Annotated in this window: 10 protein-coding genes; all 10 read left to right on the top strand. The window is 33.1% G+C overall.

All coding sequences use genetic code 11. The annotated features are described in order from the left end of the window. Positions 1–2 precede the first annotated feature (2 nt). From M3P09_RS14200 to M3P09_RS14155, 10 genes are read left to right on the top strand one after another with little or no spacing between them, the layout of a single operon-like run. Positions 3–2,339 (top strand): beta-N-acetylhexosaminidase, encoded by a 2,337-nt coding sequence (locus tag M3P09_RS14200; RefSeq protein ID WP_249973646.1) that lies wholly within the window; start codon positions 3–5, stop codon positions 2,337–2,339. A 37-nt stretch (positions 2,340–2,376) separates the two neighbouring features. Then, positions 2,377–3,228, top strand: coding sequence for a fumarylacetoacetate hydrolase family protein (locus M3P09_RS14195; RefSeq protein WP_249973645.1), 852 nt, complete (start codon positions 2,377–2,379; stop codon positions 3,226–3,228). 37 nt (positions 3,229–3,265) lie between these two features. After that, a complete protein-coding gene (locus M3P09_RS14190) occupies positions 3,266–5,065 on the top strand; it encodes an alpha-L-fucosidase (protein WP_249973644.1) in 1,800 nt (599 codons plus the stop codon). 3 nt (positions 5,066–5,068) lie between these two features. Then, positions 5,069–7,417: a PDZ domain-containing protein gene (locus tag M3P09_RS14185; protein ID WP_249973643.1), complete on the top strand. Its 2,349-nt coding sequence runs from the start codon at positions 5,069–5,071 to the stop codon at positions 7,415–7,417. A gap of 8 nt (positions 7,418–7,425) precedes the next feature. Further along, complete coding sequence (locus tag M3P09_RS14180; RefSeq protein WP_249973642.1) at positions 7,426–8,901, top strand: alpha-L-fucosidase; 1,476 nt, start codon at positions 7,426–7,428, stop codon at positions 8,899–8,901. A 2-nt stretch (positions 8,902–8,903) separates the two neighbouring features. Next, positions 8,904–9,950, top strand: a complete 1,047-nt coding sequence (locus M3P09_RS14175; RefSeq protein ID WP_249973641.1) for an alpha-L-fucosidase — start codon at positions 8,904–8,906, stop codon at positions 9,948–9,950. Positions 9,951–9,973: 23 nt separating this feature from the next. Beyond that, the gene (locus M3P09_RS14170; protein ID WP_249973640.1) at positions 9,974–12,226 is read left to right on the top strand and encodes an alpha-L-fucosidase; all 2,253 of its coding nucleotides are present in this window, start codon (positions 9,974–9,976) and stop codon (positions 12,224–12,226) included. Between the two features lie 17 nt (positions 12,227–12,243). Next, the gene (locus M3P09_RS14165) at positions 12,244–14,652 is read left to right on the top strand and encodes an alpha-L-fucosidase (protein WP_249973639.1); all 2,409 of its coding nucleotides are present in this window, start codon (positions 12,244–12,246) and stop codon (positions 14,650–14,652) included. After that, positions 14,649–15,332: an SGNH/GDSL hydrolase family protein gene (locus M3P09_RS14160; RefSeq protein ID WP_249973638.1), complete on the top strand. Its 684-nt coding sequence runs from the start codon at positions 14,649–14,651 to the stop codon at positions 15,330–15,332. Before M3P09_RS14165 ends, M3P09_RS14160 begins: the two co-directional genes overlap by 4 nt. Before the next feature lie 30 nt (positions 15,333–15,362). Continuing rightward, on the top strand, positions 15,363–17,480 hold the full coding sequence (locus M3P09_RS14155; protein WP_249973637.1) for a GDSL-type esterase/lipase family protein: 2,118 nt from the start codon (positions 15,363–15,365) through the stop codon (positions 17,478–17,480). The last annotated feature ends 2 nt before the right edge of the window (positions 17,481–17,482 follow it).

Genomic DNA, 17,482 nt, shown 5'->3' with positions numbered 1-17,482 from the left:
ATATGAATATTTTGAAGAATAATAGAAGACTTAAATATTTTAGCGCACTTATATTGAGCTTAATTTTATTAAGCTCATGTAATGAAAGAAAGCTGGAACTTCAAATAGGTGAAGCACATATTATTCCTAAGCCAATAAACCTTATTAAATCTGAAGGACATTTTGAAATAAAGGAGTCTTCAATAATAGCTGTTGAAAATGAAATGCAGGAAAATATTGCTAGTCAATTTTTTAGCCAATTTCAAGAAGTAGCTGGTTGGACACCTCAAATAGTAATTGCAGATAAAGGTGATATTACCTTTTCTACAAATAAAACAATTGAAGCAGAGGGGTATCAATTAAAAACTTCTGCTGATGCGATAAACATTGAAGCATCATCGAAAGCAGGCTTTTTTTATGCTTTACAAAGTTTAAAACAATTGCTACCTACGGCTTTTTATAAAAACACATTACAAAATGTTAGATGGGGTATTCCAATTGTAGATATTAAAGATAATCCAGCGTTTGGTTGGCGTGGTTATATGCTCGATGTATCACGACATTTTTTTAATAAAGAACAAGTAAAGGAAGTAATTGATTATATGACAGAGCTGAAACTAAACCGGTTTCATTGGCATTTGGCAGACGATCAAGGGTGGCGTTTAGAGATTAAAAGTTATCCTAAGCTTACAGAGATTGGAGCTTGGAGAGTAGATTATAATATTACTGATGAAACTAAATCTAATTGGTGGGGAAGGCCAGAACAGAAACCTGATGAAAAAGCGACTTATGGTGGATTTTATACACAAGAAGATGTTAAAGAGATTATTGATTATGCCAAAGAACGATATATAGAGATTATTCCAGAAATTGATATGCCAGGACATGCTCAGGCTACTATAGCTTCTTATCCAGAAATTGGCTGTGTAAATGCTGAGCCTTATGTTGCTACAGGGGGCGTTTTTAAGAATAACACATATAACCCTGGTAAAGAAGAAACTTTTCAGTTTGCCGAAACAATGCTTAATGAAGTTATGGATTTATTCCCTTTTAAATATGTTCATATTGGTGGTGACGAGTGTAGTAAGGAGCAATGGAAAGTAGATCCGCATGCACAGCAAAGAATGAAAGATGAAAACTTAAAAGACGAGCATGAATTACAAAGCTATTTTATTAAGCGTATTGAAAAAATAATTAATAAACGTAATCGTATCATGATTGGCTGGGATGAAATACTTGAAGGCGGTTTAGCTCCTAATGCTACAGTAATGAGTTGGAGAGGAGAAAAAGGAGGTATCGCTTCTGCAAAAGCGGGGCACGAAGTTATAATGACACCCAGTAATTATTGTTATATAGATTTAAAACAAGGTCATGATGACTTAGAACCTAATTTAGGGTACTCACGCTTATTGCTTTCAACATCATATAGTTACAAAGTTATACCAGAAGCATTAACACAAGAAGAAGGGCGGCTTATAAAAGGTATTCAAGCCAATATGTGGACCGAGTCCATTAGTGATTGGGGCAAATTTACTTACATGAGTTTCCCTAGAACTTATGCTATTGCCGAAAGTGCATGGACACCACATGAGAAGAAAAACTGGAATGATTTTACAAACCGGCTTTATACACAGTTCAATAGACTAGACGCGCAAGAAGTTAGGTATGCAGTAAGCGCTTTTAGCCCTTGGATTGACCATACTGGGAATGGAAAAGAAATAGAGATACAAATGAAAACGGAGGTTAATGGGTTAAATATTCATTATACTTTAGATGGAACTGAACCTACTATTCAATCTTCTAAATATAATGGCCCATTTAGTATTTTAGAAACAGCACAATTAAAAGCTAGATCATTTAATAATGATAAACCTGTAGGGTATGTTTCAGCAAAAAAGTTTTTAATTCATAAAGCAAAAAATGCAAAAGTTTTTGATAAACAAGGAAAGAGAATTGAAAAATTATCCGATTTGAGTTATGGATCCCTTTCAAAAGGGGATAAGTCTTGGTGTCATTTTTTAGACGCTGTAGAATTTGATGTTGTTTTCAATGAAGAAACTCAAGTAAAGCAAATACAATTTGATGCTTTACGGTTTACTATTTCAGGAATTTATCCACCATCAGAAATTGAAGTCTTTGGTTCTACAGATGGAAAAACATTTAAGCTATTAACCAAAAAAGAACAGTTAGAAGTGGCAACTGAGCAAGGGAGGAATAAAGTAAATATTAGTTTGCCTTTTGATGCAGTTAATGTAAAAACATTAAAAATTAAGGCAAAAGGGCTTAACCCTATTCCAGAAGGACATCATAAAAATGGAAGTCGGTCACATATCTGGATAGATGAAATCATAGTTAATTAAAAGGTGAATTTTTTGCAAATTTAGAGTTGATATATAAATGAAAGTATATAAAAAAGAGCAAACAGCAATAGTAGAATTCGAAAACTCTTTTTATGAATTAGAAGTAAATAATTGGGATCATTTTATTAATAGAAGTGGTTTATATGCTTTTTTGAAAAAACAAATTGAGACGGCAAAAGTTGTTAGTAAAAAATTACTTAAAAATATTGAAGCTCCAATTGGAGCTCAAGAAGTTTGGGCAGCTGGAGTTACTTACCTTAGAAGCAAAGAAGCAAGAATGGATGAAGCGAAAGCTTCAGGAGGTGATGTTTTCTATAATAAAGTGTATGATGCAGATAGGCCAGAGTTATTTTTTAAAGCTACATCTCAAAGAGTAGTAGGTACAGGAAAAGAAATTAATATTAGAAAAGATTCAGATTGGGATGTACCCGAACCAGAGTTAACGTTATTAATAAATTCAGCTGGAGAAATTCAAGGATATACTATTGGAAATGATGTGAGTTCTAGAAGTATAGAAGGCGAAAACCCATTATACTTGCCACAAGCCAAAGTGTTTGAAAAATGCGCAGGTTTAGGCCCTTGCATCTATATATCTGAAAACCCTTTACCTACTGAAACAGAAATTGAAATAGAAATTGAAAGAAATGATAAGGTGATGTATTACGGAAAAGTGGAGATAGGAATGATGAAAAGAACTCATAATGAGTTGATAGAGTATCTTTTTAGAGAATGTGATTTTCCAAATGGTGTTTTTTTAATGACAGGAACATGCTTAGTTCCTGATGATGATTTTACACTTAAAATAGGAGATAAAATAACCATAACTATTTCACCTATAGGTACATTAATTAATTATGTATCTATGAAAACGGCTGAAATTAAAAATTAATAAGTTTTATTAAAATTAGCAAAACAGTTTTAAACGAATGAGAATAATACGATTAACAATTATATTTTTTTCGCTGAGTATATTTTTTGGAAAGGCACAAAATATTAATGAATTAGAATTGATAAAATCAGTTCAAGAACGCCCATACCCTGAATGGTTTAAAGATGCCAAATTAGGTATTTTTATACATTGGGGTCTGTATTCAGTACCAGCTTATGGTGGTAAAGAATCATATGCTGAGTGGTTTTTACGAGGGCTACAACTAAATGACACTTTACGTACAAGTTTTGTTAAGAAGACTTATGGTGATAATTTTACTTATAAAGACTTTGCTCCATTATTTAAAGCCGAATTATTTAATCCAGATGAATGGGCAACCTTATTCAAAAATGCTGGAGCGAAATATGTGATGTTTGTATCAAAGCACCACGATGGTTATGCCTTATGGCCGAGTAAATATAATAGAAACTGGAATAGTTTTGATGTAGGACCTAAACGTGATTTGGTTGGAGAATTAACTAAATCTGTTAGAAAATCTGGACTAAAAATGGGATTGTACTATTCTCTTGCAGAATGGAACCATCCATTACACCGTTGGTATACCGATCCTCACGATAGTATTGGAAATTATGTAGACAATTATATGATTCCTCAGTTTAAAGAATTAATTTCTACTTACAAACCATCATTGATTTTTGCTGACGGCGAATGGTTTAATACAGCAAAGCAATGGCATTCGGCTGAATTAATTGATTGGTATTATAACCTAGTAGGAGATGATGCAATTGTTAATAACCGTTGGGGGCATGGTTTAGATGTTGGGTTTTTAACACCTGAATATAGCGCTGGAATAAAAGTAACCAATAGACCTTGGGCAGAAGTAAGAGGGTTAGGCCGATCTTTTGGTTTAAACAGAAATGAAAATTTGGAGGCTTATGGAACATCACAAGAGCTTATTCATCGTTTTGTACAAGCAGTTGCTAATGGAGGAGGAATGATTTTAAATGTTGGACCTAAAGCAGATGGGCAAATACCTTTAATTCAACAAGAACGCTTAATTCAATTAGGTAGTTGGTTAAAAATTAATGGTGATGCTATTTATGGTTCTAAGCCATTTTCAATTAAAGAAGAAGAAAAAGAAGTTACTATTAACCGTATAGATAATCAAATTAATTTTAATTGGGTACGAAACTCTCCAATGAAAGGAATTAAAGAAGACAATTTTGCGGTTGAGTGGAATGGCTTCATTGAAGCACCAAAAACGGATACATATACCTTTGAAATTAAAGCTGATGATGAAGCTGTTGTTTATATAAACAACAAATTAGTTATTAATCAAAATTATACAGCAAAAGGGTCTCAATCTGAAGTAATGGGGGCAAATACAAGTGCATCATCAATGGGGAAAATAAAATTAAAAACGGGTGAACTATATGCCATTCAAATTAAATATAGAGAGAAAAAGCAAAACGCGTCTATTGCTTTATTTTGGAACACAAAAAATAAAGACAAGCAATTAGTCCCACCTTCTGCATTGTTTTTAGATAAGGAAAAATCAAAGAATGGGTTGACAGGAAGTTACTCATCTCTTAAAACCTACCTATGTTATACTCAAAATAAAAACAAGGTTTATGCTATTAGCTTTGAATGGCCAGAAGAAAACCTAGTATTAACTATTCCAAATCCAGGTAAAGATGCTGAGGTTAAATTGTTAGGGTTGAATAAAACATTGCCATGGCAATATATAAATGGAAAAATGCATATTAATACAAGTAGCATTAAGTATAGAGAAATGCCATCTCATGATGCTTGGACTTTTGAAATTGATAAAAATTAAAGTATGAGAAAATACACTTCTTTCATATATTTTACCATTTTCATTTTTATGGCGGCATGTTCTAAACAGCAAGAACAAGTGATTAATGTCGTTTCTGATGGAAATGGAGATTCTATTTCTACCTTTAATACTATTGAAGAGGCACTTGGTAAGGTAGAAGAAATGCGTAATGAGAATATTAATAGTCCTATAACTATAAATATTTCTGAAGGCGTATATAGGCTAAATTCTGCTGCAAAAATAAAACCAGCCTATGGAGAATTAAAACTGATAGGAGCAGGGGTAGATAAAACAATTATTAAAGGATCAAAAACTCTTCAGTTGAAATGGGAAAAATATGATGATAACATTTGGGTAGCTCAAATACCAAAAAACGAATCATTTGATCAACTTTACATTAATGGAAATCAACAGATATTAGCTCGATATCCTAACTATAATGAAAACGGAGGCCATTGGCAGGGGCATGCAAGCGATGCTATTTCATCTGATCGAGTTGCTACATGGAAAAACCCTAAAGGCGCTATTATACATGCCATGCATCGAGGAGAATGGGGAGGATTTCATTACCTCGCTGAAGGTGTAAATGATAAAGGAGAATTAATATTAACTAAAGGGCATCAAAATAATAGACCATCAAAAATGCATGACACTTACCGTATGGTTGAAAATGTTTTTGAAGAACTTGATAGCCCAAAAGAATGGTATTTAGATTCAAATAATCAATTATACTATTGGCCAGATGCAAAAGCAGATTTAAACAATGCTACTTTCGAAATTGTGCAACAAAAACACCTTATCGATATTGTTGGTTCTGAAGAAAATCCTGTAAAAAATATTAGCATTAGTGGTATTAAATTCGAACATACACAGCGTACATTGTTTGAAGATTACGAACCTTTATTGCGCAGCGATTGGACCATATACAGAGGAGGAGCATTATTTATCGAAGGCACAGAAAATGTTGAAATTGAAAATTGCGAATTCACAAATCTGGGAGGCAATGCTATTTTTGTAAGCGCATACAATAGAGATGTGTCCATAAAAAATAATCACATTCATGATTGTGGCGCAACTGCCATTAATTTTGTGGGAAGCCCAACAGCTGTACGTTCACCTTCTTTTCAATATTATGAATTTGTAGAGCTTACCAAGTTAGATACTATTAAGGGGCCTAAAAATAATAACTACCCAAGTGTATCTAAAGTTGACAATAATCTTATTTATCGTATTGGACGGATAGAAAAACAAACTGCAGGTGTAAATATATCTATGGCCATGGATATTACGGTTAGTAATAATACTATATACGATGTACCCAGAGCAGGTATTAATATTTGTGATGGTACTTGGGGAGGACATATTATTGAGCAAAATGATGTATTTAATACTGTTTTAGAATCTGGTGACCATGGCGCATTTAACTCCTGGGGGAGAGATCGTTTTTGGCACCCAAACAGGTCTATATTAGACAGTATTGTTACTATGTACCCAAATATGCCTAAGTGGGATGCTATACACCAAACAATCATTAGGAATAACAGATTTAGGTGTGATCATGGTTGGGATATAGATTTGGACGATGGTTCTTCCAATTATAAAATTTACAACAATGTTTGTTTAAATGGAGGCTTAAAACTTCGAGAAGGTTTTTACAGAACAGTAGAAAATAACATTATGATTAATAATGGTTTTCATCCACATGTTTGGTTTAAAAAGAGTGAAGATATATTCAGAAGAAATATAGTATTAACTGAACATAAAGATATTAGACTTCAAGCTTGGGGAAAAGAAGTTGATTTCAATTTATTTCCAGATCAAACAGCATTACTTAAAGCTCAAAATAATGGCGTAGATACTCACAGCATTTTTGGAAATCCCAACTTTAAAAATCCTGAGCAAGCCGATTATACAGTTTCTGAAAATTCTCCAGCTTTTCAGATTGGTTTTAAAAACTTTAAAATGAATGACTTTGGCGTAAAAAACGAGAACCTGAAAGCACTTGCAAAGCAACCAGAAACACCAATTATATGGAGTGCCAATGCTTCTAAAAAGAATTTAAAAGTAAGTTGGTTAGGAGCTACACTTAAAAATATTGAAACCATGGCTGAGCGTTCGGCTGCTGGACTTAATGAAACCTCTGGAGTCTTAATACTTGATATTGAAGATAATTCTATTATTGCTAAGTCAACTCTTGAAAAGGGAGATGTGATTATTAGTGCTGAAAATGATAAGACAAAAGTTATTGCAGATTTAATGAATGTTTATCAAAATAATAATTGGAAAGGAGTATTAAATCTGGAGATCTATAGAAATCAAAAATCTCAAAAATTAAAAATTAATTTAAAATGAAAAAAAGTATGAAGAAGCATAGGATAGTTATTTTTTTCCTGATGATTTTAGTTTGTGGTATTTCAAAATCTCAAGAAAACTATAAGCCAACATGGGAGTCGCTAGATAGTAGACCAATTCCAGGATGGTTTCAAGACGCAAAATTTGGAATTTTTATTCATTGGGGGCCTTACTCAGTTCCTGCATGGACACCAAAAGGCACATATTCAGAATGGTATCAATATTGGTTGCAAAGTAAATCACTTTTTGGAAATGGAAATTTTAAAGGAGATGAAGTAGCTAATTTTCATAAAAGAACTTATGGAGATCACTTTTCTTATTACAATTTTGGCGAACTATTTAAAGCCGATTTGTTTAATCCAGATGAGTGGGCACAATTATTTGAAAAATCTGGAGCAAAATATATAGTGTTAACATCAAAGCATCATGATGGTTTTACTTTATGGCCAAATAAAGAAGCTAATGATAGAGGTTTTGCATGGAATAGTATGGAGGTTGGAGCTAAGCGTGATTTGGTTGGTGAGCTATCTTCTGCAGTAAAAAAGACCGGTGTTAAAATGGGATTATACTATTCGCTCTACGAGTGGTATCACCCTTTATGGTTAAATGACAAAGAACGTTTTGTTGATGAGCATTATTTACCGCAGGTAAAAGATTTGGTAACTAAGTACAATCCTGATGTTTTATGGGCAGATGGCGAGTGGGATATGGAAGCTGACAAATGGAAATCGAAAGAATTTTTGGCTTGGTTATTTAACGAATCGGTAGCAAAAGATAATATTGTTATAAATGATAGGTGGGGAAAAGGAATTCGTAAACATCATGGAGGCTATTTTACTACAGAATACGAAGCTGAAGCTCCTGAGTTTAAACGTCCTTGGGAAGAATGTCGCGGTATGGGCTTTTCTTTCGGGTATAATCAAAACGAAGATTTTGAAGACTATAATTCGCCAAAAACCCTGGTTCTTAATCTCGTAAACATTGTAAGCACAGGAGGGAATTTATTACTTGATATAGGACCAGATGCTCGTGGAAGTATTCCAGTAATTATGCAAGAACGTTTGTTACAAATAGGGGAATGGTTAAGTACAAATGGAGAAGCTATATATGGAACAAAGCCTTGGAAAAACTCATTTCAGTGGTCATTAAAGGGAGAAAAGAACTATAAACCAAAACAGCATTATTTAGGAGGCGATTTTATTTTAAAACAAACCATAGACCCAGAACCAGGTTATGCTGTAAAAGAACTGTTTTTTACTCAAAACAGTAATGCCAATTTTGTAATTGTGCCAGAATGGAGAGAACTGGTTATTATAAGAAACTTTAAACCTTCTAGTAGTACGACTATAACTTTATTGGCCACAGGAGAACCATTAAAAGGAGTACAGAAAGGCTCAGATTTTATTATAGAAATGCCAGTGTATTTGCCTAAAAAGTTTAAAGAAACTGATGATTATGCTTATGCCATAAAAATTAATAAATAAAAATGAAAAGAGTAGCGATTGTATTTCTAATTGTATTTAGCTTCTTAAGTATACAAGCTCAAGAAAAAATTGATTATTTAACAGAAAGTACTAAAGATTACGAAAAACGTATGCAATGGTTTTCAGAAGCCAAGTATGGAATGTTTATACATTTTGGCCTGTATAGTCAACTTGGAGGTGTATGGAAAGACAAATCCTATGATGGTTATGCAGAGTGGATTCAATCTAATGCAGATATAACAGCTCAAGAGTACGCTATGCTTACTGCTACTTTTAACCCTAAAGATTTTGATGCAGATTTTATTGCAAAAACAGCAAAACAAGCAGGTATGAAATATATCGTTATCACAACAAAGCATCACGAAGGGTTTTGCCTGTGGGATAGCCAATACACTACTTTTGATGTAGGTAGCACTCCATTTAAAAGAGATATTTTAAAAGAACTAAGCATAGCTTGTCGTAAATATGGATTAAAATTTGGAACTTATTATAGTATTATAGATTGGCATCACCCATCGCAAGAACGCAATATAGATGGCAACAAACCTTGGGGTTGGTGGGGTCAAATTAGAATGAAATTTGGAAAAAAGAAAGAATATATTACCTACATGAAAAGCCAAATTAAAGAATTAATTGATAACTACGATTCTGATATTCTTTGGTTTGATGGTGATTGGGTAGAGTGGTGGAACTTAGAAGTAGGTGCAGATTTATATCAATATATAAGAACACTTAAACCAAGCATTATAATTAATAATCGAGTTTCTAAAAGAGCTGTGTTTAAAAAAGATTTTGGAACTCCAGAACAAGAGCATCCAGAAGATAAGTTAAAACATTATTGGGAAGCTTGTTACACCATGAACCACTCTTGGGGTTTTAAAACGAGTGATACAGATTGGAAAAATGCAGAAGTAGTTTATAATAAGCTAAAAGATATTAATAATAAAGGCGGAAACTTATTATTAAACATAGGACCAGATGGTAACGGGAATGTTCCCAAACAAAGTGTTGAAATCCTTTTGAAGGTAGGAGAAATGTTAAAAAAATAAAGACTATAAATTATTTAAAACCAATGAAAAATACAGTAAGAACTTTGCATTTAGTATGCTTAAATTTAACTCTTTTAATATTATCATCTTGTGCTCAAGAGCAAAAGGGAACTCTATTAGAAGTTAAGAATACATATGAAGTTTTAGATAGCGATACTAAAGATTCAATTATAGTTAAAGCTGCGCATGTAGTACCTACTAAAAATCAATACAATGCTTTAAAAAATGAATTTATAGCCTTTATACATTTTGGACCAAACACTTTTACTCGAATGGAGTGGGGTAATGGTTTTGAAGACCCTAAAATTTTCGATCTTAAAAATTTAGATACAGATCAGTGGTGTAAAGCAATGAAAAATGCTAATATGAAAATGGTAATAATTACTGTTAAGCATCATGACGGGTTTGTACTTTGGCAAAGTCGTTACACAAAGCATGGCATTATGTCTTCACCTTTTAAAGATGGTAAAGGTGATGTTTTAAAAGAATTGTCGGCCTCTTGCCAGAAGTACGGATTAAAATTAGGAGTGTATTTATCACCAGCCGATTTATATCAAATTGAAAACAAAGAAGGGCTTTATGGTAATTTAAGTAAATATACAGATCGGGTTATTCCTAGACCATTAGAAGGACGCCCTTTTAAGAATAAAAAAACATTCACTTTTAATGTTGACGACTATAATGAGTACTTTTTAAATCAACTATTCGAATTATTAACTGAATATGGACCAATTCATGAAGTTTGGTTTGATGGTGCACACCCGAAACGAAAAGGAGGGCAAAAATATAATTACTTAGCTTGGAAAGAGCTAATATCAACTTTAGCTCCAGAAGCAGTTATTTTTGGTAAACAAGACATTCGCTGGTGTGGTAATGAAGCTGGAGCAACTAGAGATACCGAATGGAATATAATTCCGTATAAAACCAACCCACATGAGATGAACAGATTTGCTGATATTATGGAGCAAGATATTGGTAGCAGAAAAAAATTAATTGATGCTAAATATTTACACTATCAGCAAGCAGAAACGAATACATCAATTCGTGAAGGCTGGTTTTATAGAGATGATACGCACCAAAAGGTAAGAAGTGCTGATGACGTTTTTGATATGTACGAGCGATCGGTTGGAGGAAACACTACCTTTTTATTAAATATTCCACCAAATAGAGAAGGTAAATTTTCACCAGAAGACGTTCAAGTTTTAAATGAAGTTGGTCAGCGTATAAATAATACATATACAACAAATCTATTTGCTGATGCATCAGGTTCAAAAAATGTGTTAGATGGTAATACTAATACTTATTTATTATTAGGTTCAGACAAAAAGGAAGTTATTATTGAAACAAAGGCTCCAATAACTATTAATAGATTAATTATTCAAGAAGCTATAACAACGCATAGTGAACGTATTGAGAAACATGCTGTTGATGCATGGATAAATAATACTTGGAAAGAAGTAGTAGCAGCAACTAATGTGGGGTATAAACGTATTTTACGTTTTCCAGAAACGACGTCAAATAAATTTAGAATCCGAGTTCTGGATTCGCGTTTAAGTCCAGCAATTTCAAATATTACTGCACATTATTACAAAACAAGACCTCCACAACTTTCAATATCAAGGAATATTGAAGGTGTAATTAATATAGAACCTAAAAAGCATGACTTTGGTTGGAAACCTCATGGTGAAGATGTTTCTGGAAACTTAAACTCAGATTATGAAATTAGGTATACAACCGATGGCAGTATACCCAATAAAACTTCAAAACTATTTAAAGTAGGGATTAAAGGTTTATCAACAGAAATTAAAGCCATTGCCATAGATAAAGATCAAATGGGAAGTGCAGCTTCAAAAACGTTTGGAATTTTGAAGCGAGATTGGAATGTTTTAAATACTGATAGCCATCAAAATAAAAATGAAGAGAATCATGCTATTGACGAAAACCCAAATACTTATTGGCAATCTAAAGCAAATGGGAAGATACACTATATTAATATCGATTTAGGAAAAGCATACACCATCAAAGAATTTGCATATACACCACAAACACAGCATGCTAATGGTATGATAGAAAAAGGAATTGTAAAAGTTAGCAGTAATGGTAAAACATGGAAAAAATGGGAAGATTTTGAATTTGGTAACCTTATCAACGACCCAACGACTCGAAAACATACCTTTCAAACGCCAGTTACAACGCAGTATATAAGAATAGAGTCTAAAGTTATTGCAGGAAATAAGCAAACGGCAAGCATTGCTGAATTGGATTTTTTCGAATAATTAATTAAAAAACGATAATGAAAAGTTTTAGTAATATTTTTATAAATAATGGATTTGTCTTAATTCAAGTATTGCTTTTTTCATTTTGTATTAATGCTCAAGAAAAGACAGACGATTTACGATTGTATGATAAGTTTGAGCCCATAGCTACAGAGAACATTTTTAAGACTGAAGGCTATTATAATTGGGGAACATCTATAATAAAAGGGAAAGATGGTAAATATCATATGTTTTACTCGAGATGGAAAAAGGAGTACGGTTTTTATGGTTGGCTAACACATTCTGAAATAGCCCATGCTACATCGAAAAACCCATCAGGACCTTGGAAATATAAAAAAACCGCTTTAGAAGGCGCTGGAAAAAACAGATGGGATGCAATTACAGCTCATAACCCAAAAATAAAGTATTTTGAAGGAAAATATTATTTGTACTATATCTCTACAAATTTAGGCGATAAAGCCTATTTAGAAGAAGACTTAATTGAAACGGCTAAAACAGGATATAGCCATCCCAATTGGAAAATATTACGCCCAAATCAGAGAACCGGAGTTGCAGTATCTAACTCCATTAATGGTCCATGGCAACGTATGCAGCAACCTTTAATAGAACCGTCGGGACCAATAACAACACTCACTGTTAATCCTGCAATTGATAAAGGAAAAGATGGTAAATATTACTTGGTAATAAAAGGAGATAAACCTAATGAGAAACGTTTTATTAGGAATCAAGCAGTAGCAATTTCTGAAACACCAGCTGGACCTTTTATAATACAAGAAAAACCTGTTATTGATTATATAGATACCGAAGATATGTCTATATGGCATGATGAAACTAGAAACCGATTTTATGGTGTCTTTCACACACACGGTTTCATAGGTATGGTAACATCAGAAGACGGTATCAACTGGAAAAAATCAAACGAATATGTTTTGATGAGAAAAGAAGTTAGGATGAAAGATGGCTCGGTGCTTATACCAGACCGATTAGAGCGTCCGTTTATTTATCATGAAAACGGTAAACCAAAAGTGTTAAGTCTTGCTGTTAAGAAAGATAATGACTCGTATAGTATTTTTATTCCTATAGAAGAAGTTACATACCCAAAACCTAATAAGAGGCAATTGGCATGGCAAGAAGCAGAATTAGGAGTTGTTTTTCACTACGATTTGCATGTGTTTGATGGAAAAAAGTATGGTCAAGGCGGAAACAGAATTGATCCTATTCCTGATTATCAAATATTTAACCCTATAAACTTAGATACAGACCAATGGGTAAAAACAGCTAAAGATGCAGGCGCTAAGTTTGCTATTTTAACTGCAACTCACGAAACAGGTTTTGCTTTGTATCAGTCTGATGTAAACCCATATAGTTTAAAGGCTGTTAAATGGCGTGATGGTAATGGCGATATAGTTGCAGATTTTGTGGCTTCATGTAAAAAATATGATATAAAACCAGGAATTTATTTAGGAATTCGTTGGAACTCATTTATGGGAGTCCATGATTTTAAAGTAAATGGTGAAGGTGCTTTTAGAGAGAATCGTCAAAAATGGTATAACAACATGGTAGAAGGTATGGTTAAAGAAATCTGTACCCAATATGGAGAGCTTTTTGAAATATGGTTTGATGGTGGTGCAGACCATCCAGATAATGGTGCTCCAGATGTTTTACCTATAGTTCGTAAATACCAACCTAATTGCTTATTTTATCATAATGGACAATTAGCAGAAGCTCGTTGGGGAGGTTCAGAATCAGGAACAATAAGTTATCCAAGTTGGGCAACATTTCCTTATAACAGTACTGGAGCTGGAGAAACTGCTCAAAAAAACATTTATAAAGACAATTATAAGCTATTAAAGCAAGGAGATTCTAATGGTAAGTTTTGGGTTCCAGCAATGTCCGATGCACCATTAAGAGGATATAATGGAAGACACGAATGGTTCTGGGAACCGGGAGATGAAAAACATATTTTTCCATTGGAAAATTTAATGGAAATGTATTATAAATCTGTAGGTAGAAATTCAACTTTAATTATGGGCTTAACACCAAATCCAGATGGGTTGATGCCAAAACCAGACGTAAAACGATTGAAAGAATGGGGAGACGAAATTAAAAGAAGATTTCAAATACCAATAGCTTCTACTTCAGGAAAAGGAAATAGAATAACCCTCAAGTTTAGCACCCCTAGTTTAATTAACCATGTTATTATTCAAGAAGATATTCAAAAAGGAGAACGTGTTAGAAGTTACCAGATTGAAGGTTTAGTGGATGGAAAATGGCAAATCATCACTAAAGGCGAAAGTGTTGGTAATAAAAGAATTGAACAATTTGAAACTGTAAAAGTTAGTAGAATTAGGCTAAAAGTTTTGAAATTTGAAAGAGAGCCTCAAATAAAAAACTTAAGCGCTTATTATATAAAACCAATAGAATGAGAACGAAAAATAATTTTTACTTTTTTGTACTGGTTGTAACAGCCTTAGTTTTTTGTAGCTTTTCAAATAAAAAAACAAAAGTTTTAATTATTGGAGATTCTATATCTATTGGATATACTCCTTTTGTAAAAGAAAACTTAAGCAGTAAAGCCATTGTAAAGCATAATCCATGGAATGCGCAACATACAGGAACAGGACTTAAAAAAGTTAAAGAATGGATAGGAAATGAAGATTGGGATATTATTCAGTTTAATTGGGGTTTATGGGATTTGTGTTACCGACATCCAGATGCAAAGGTATACGGTAACAGAGATAAAGTAAATGGGAATGTTACTTTTTCTTTAGAAGAATATGAGAAGAATTTAGAAGATATTATACGGTCAATCAAACAGGTTTCTGATGCTCAATTAATATTTGTTACCACAAGTTATGTCCCAAAATATGAAGCTGGAAGATTTAAGAAGGATGCTCAAAAGTTTAATAAGGTAGCTAAAAGGGTTATGAAGAAGTATGATATTAAGGTGAATGATATTTATAAAAAATCTAAAGTTATTCATAAAGAATTTGGGAAAGGAGATGATGATGTACATTATTCTAAAGAGGGCTATAAAAAGCTAGCAAAAATTTTATCTGAGTTTCTTTCAGAAGAGATTAGAAAGATTAATACAAAACAATTATGAATATATAGATAAGTTAATATGAAGTTTTTTTTGAAATTATCTTTATTAATTATTCTAACTTTTACAGGTTGCAAACCAGAAAAACAACCTATAAAAATAGCTTGCATAGGAGATAGTATTACTTATGGAGCTGGTGTAGATAATCGCGAGAATAATGCTTATCCAAAGCAATTACAAGCCCTACTTGGAGAGAATTATCAAATAAAAAATTTTGGTGTAAACGGTAATACATTATTAAAAAGAGGAGACTATCCATATTGGAAATCTGATAAATACCAAGAAGCCTTGGAATTTGCTCCAGATATAGTTTACATTAAATTAGGAACGAATGATAGCAAACAACAAAACCGTGTTTATTTAGATTCAGATTTCGAAAATGATTACAAAGAACTCATCCAATCATTTAAACAACAAAACAATCAAGTTCGTGTCGTTTTGCTATTACCTGTACCTTCTTTTCTAAAGGATTCAACAAGTATATGGAATCCTATTATTAAAAATAAAATAATTCCTTTAACTCAAAAAGTAGCTTTTGATACTAAAAGCGAAGTCATCGATTTATATCAATTATTTACAGGGGAGCCAGGGATGTTTCCAGATACTATCCATCCATCCTCTTTGGGAGCGACTCGAATTGCAAAACGGATTTATGAGGATGTCATTCTTAATATTGATGACATACAGCAAAGATTTGATGTTTCAAAAATTGAAGATATTAAAACAAGTAATTTTTATGGATTCACCCAAACTGATTTCAAATATAAAAATGTTCCCTGTAAAATAGTAGCACCCAAAAAGATTGCAAAAGGAAAGCCTTGGGTATTACGTGCTCGCTTTTTTGGTCACGAACCACAAACAGATATTGCTTTATTAGAAAGAGGTTTTCATATTGCTTATTGCGATGTCTCCCGTTTTTTTGGAAATAATGAAGCTGTTAACCGTTGGAATGTTTTTTACGATTTTATGACCCAAAACGGGTTTTCTAAAAAAGTAGTTTTAGAAGGCATGAGTCGAGGTGGTCTTATAGTTTATAATTGGGCTGCTGAAAACCCGGAAAAGGTGGCTTGTGTGTATTCAGATGCTCCTGTTTTAGATGGAGCTAGTTGGCCCGGGGGCAAAGGTAAAGGAAAAGGAAGTGAAAGCGATTGGAAAGCCTTTAAGGAAATGTATAATATTGCTACAGAAGAAGAGCTAGATAATTTTAAAGGAAACCCTATTCATAAAATTGAGGCCATTGTAAAAGGTGATTACCCAATGTTTCATGTATGTGGTGTAACTGATAATGTAGTTCCTGTTGATGAGAATACCCGAATTTTTGAACAGAAAATAAAAGATAAAGGGGGGAACATAAAAATAATTTATAAAGCAAGAGTGGGACATCATCCTCATAGTTTAGAAAACCCAACACCAATTGTCGATTTTATTTTAAGAGCTACTAATAAAAAAGTAAACTTAGCAATCATCCCTACACCAGGTTCAGAATATCGTTCGGGAGCTGGATGGAAACAAGGAAAAGGCTGGTGGCATCAAATGGAAGATATCGATTCGTTATGTCAAGCTACGAAAAATTTAGATATTTTATTGGTTGGAAATTCCATTACTCAAGGTTGGGGAGGCAATCGTACATTAACCACTTATAGCCCAGGTCAAGGAGCTTCAGATGCCCACTTTAAAGGGTTAAACTATGTAAGTGCAGGCATTTCTGGCGATAGAACAGAACATATACTTTGGAGAATAAGAAATGGGAATTATAACTCCAACACTCCAAAATTAATAACCTTGGCAATTGGAGTTAATAATTTTAGATTTAATACTGCTGAAGAAATTAGCGTTGGTATTGTAAAAGTTGTTGAATTGATGGAAACCGAATTTCCTAATTCGGAAATCTTATTTTTTGGACCTTTGCCTACAGGTTTGGATGCCAGTTCTGAACGACGAGAAAAATACAATGCTATTCATAAAGCAATTGCCTATCTAGATGAGAAACCTTTAGTGAACTACTACAATCTAGTTGATTTGTTTTCAGATGAAGACGGTAATTTAAAAGACAACCTTTATAGCGGTGATGGAATACATTTAAAACCAGAAGGATATCAAGTTTGGGGAAAGTTTATACGAGAAAAATATAATGAATTAATAAAGAAATAAAA

The organism is Jejuia spongiicola, assembly GCF_023502325.1.
GTDB lineage: Bacteria > Bacteroidota > Bacteroidia > Flavobacteriales > Flavobacteriaceae > Wocania_A > Wocania_A spongiicola.
This window is presented reverse-complemented; position numbering and strand designations above follow the sequence as displayed.

What these genes read in the sequence shown, in the direction of transcription:
- M3P09_RS14185 (WP_249973643.1), top strand. Translation starts at nt 5,069, where the DNA reads ATGAGAAAATACACTTCTTTCATATATTTTACCATTTTCATTTTTATG.
- M3P09_RS14165 (WP_249973639.1), top strand. Translation starts at nt 12,244, where the DNA reads ATGAAAAGTTTTAGTAATATTTTTATAAATAATGGATTTGTCTTAATT.
- M3P09_RS14160 (WP_249973638.1), top strand. Translation starts at nt 14,649, where the DNA reads ATGAGAACGAAAAATAATTTTTACTTTTTTGTACTGGTTGTAACAGCC.
- M3P09_RS14170 (WP_249973640.1), top strand. Translation starts at nt 9,974, where the DNA reads ATGAAAAATACAGTAAGAACTTTGCATTTAGTATGCTTAAATTTAACT.
- M3P09_RS14195 (WP_249973645.1), top strand. Translation starts at nt 2,377, where the DNA reads ATGAAAGTATATAAAAAAGAGCAAACAGCAATAGTAGAATTCGAAAAC.
- M3P09_RS14190 (WP_249973644.1), top strand. Translation starts at nt 3,266, where the DNA reads ATGAGAATAATACGATTAACAATTATATTTTTTTCGCTGAGTATATTT.
- M3P09_RS14180 (WP_249973642.1), top strand. Translation starts at nt 7,426, where the DNA reads ATGAAGAAGCATAGGATAGTTATTTTTTTCCTGATGATTTTAGTTTGT.
- M3P09_RS14175 (WP_249973641.1), top strand. Translation starts at nt 8,904, where the DNA reads ATGAAAAGAGTAGCGATTGTATTTCTAATTGTATTTAGCTTCTTAAGT.
- M3P09_RS14200 (WP_249973646.1), top strand. Translation starts at nt 3, where the DNA reads ATGAATATTTTGAAGAATAATAGAAGACTTAAATATTTTAGCGCACTT.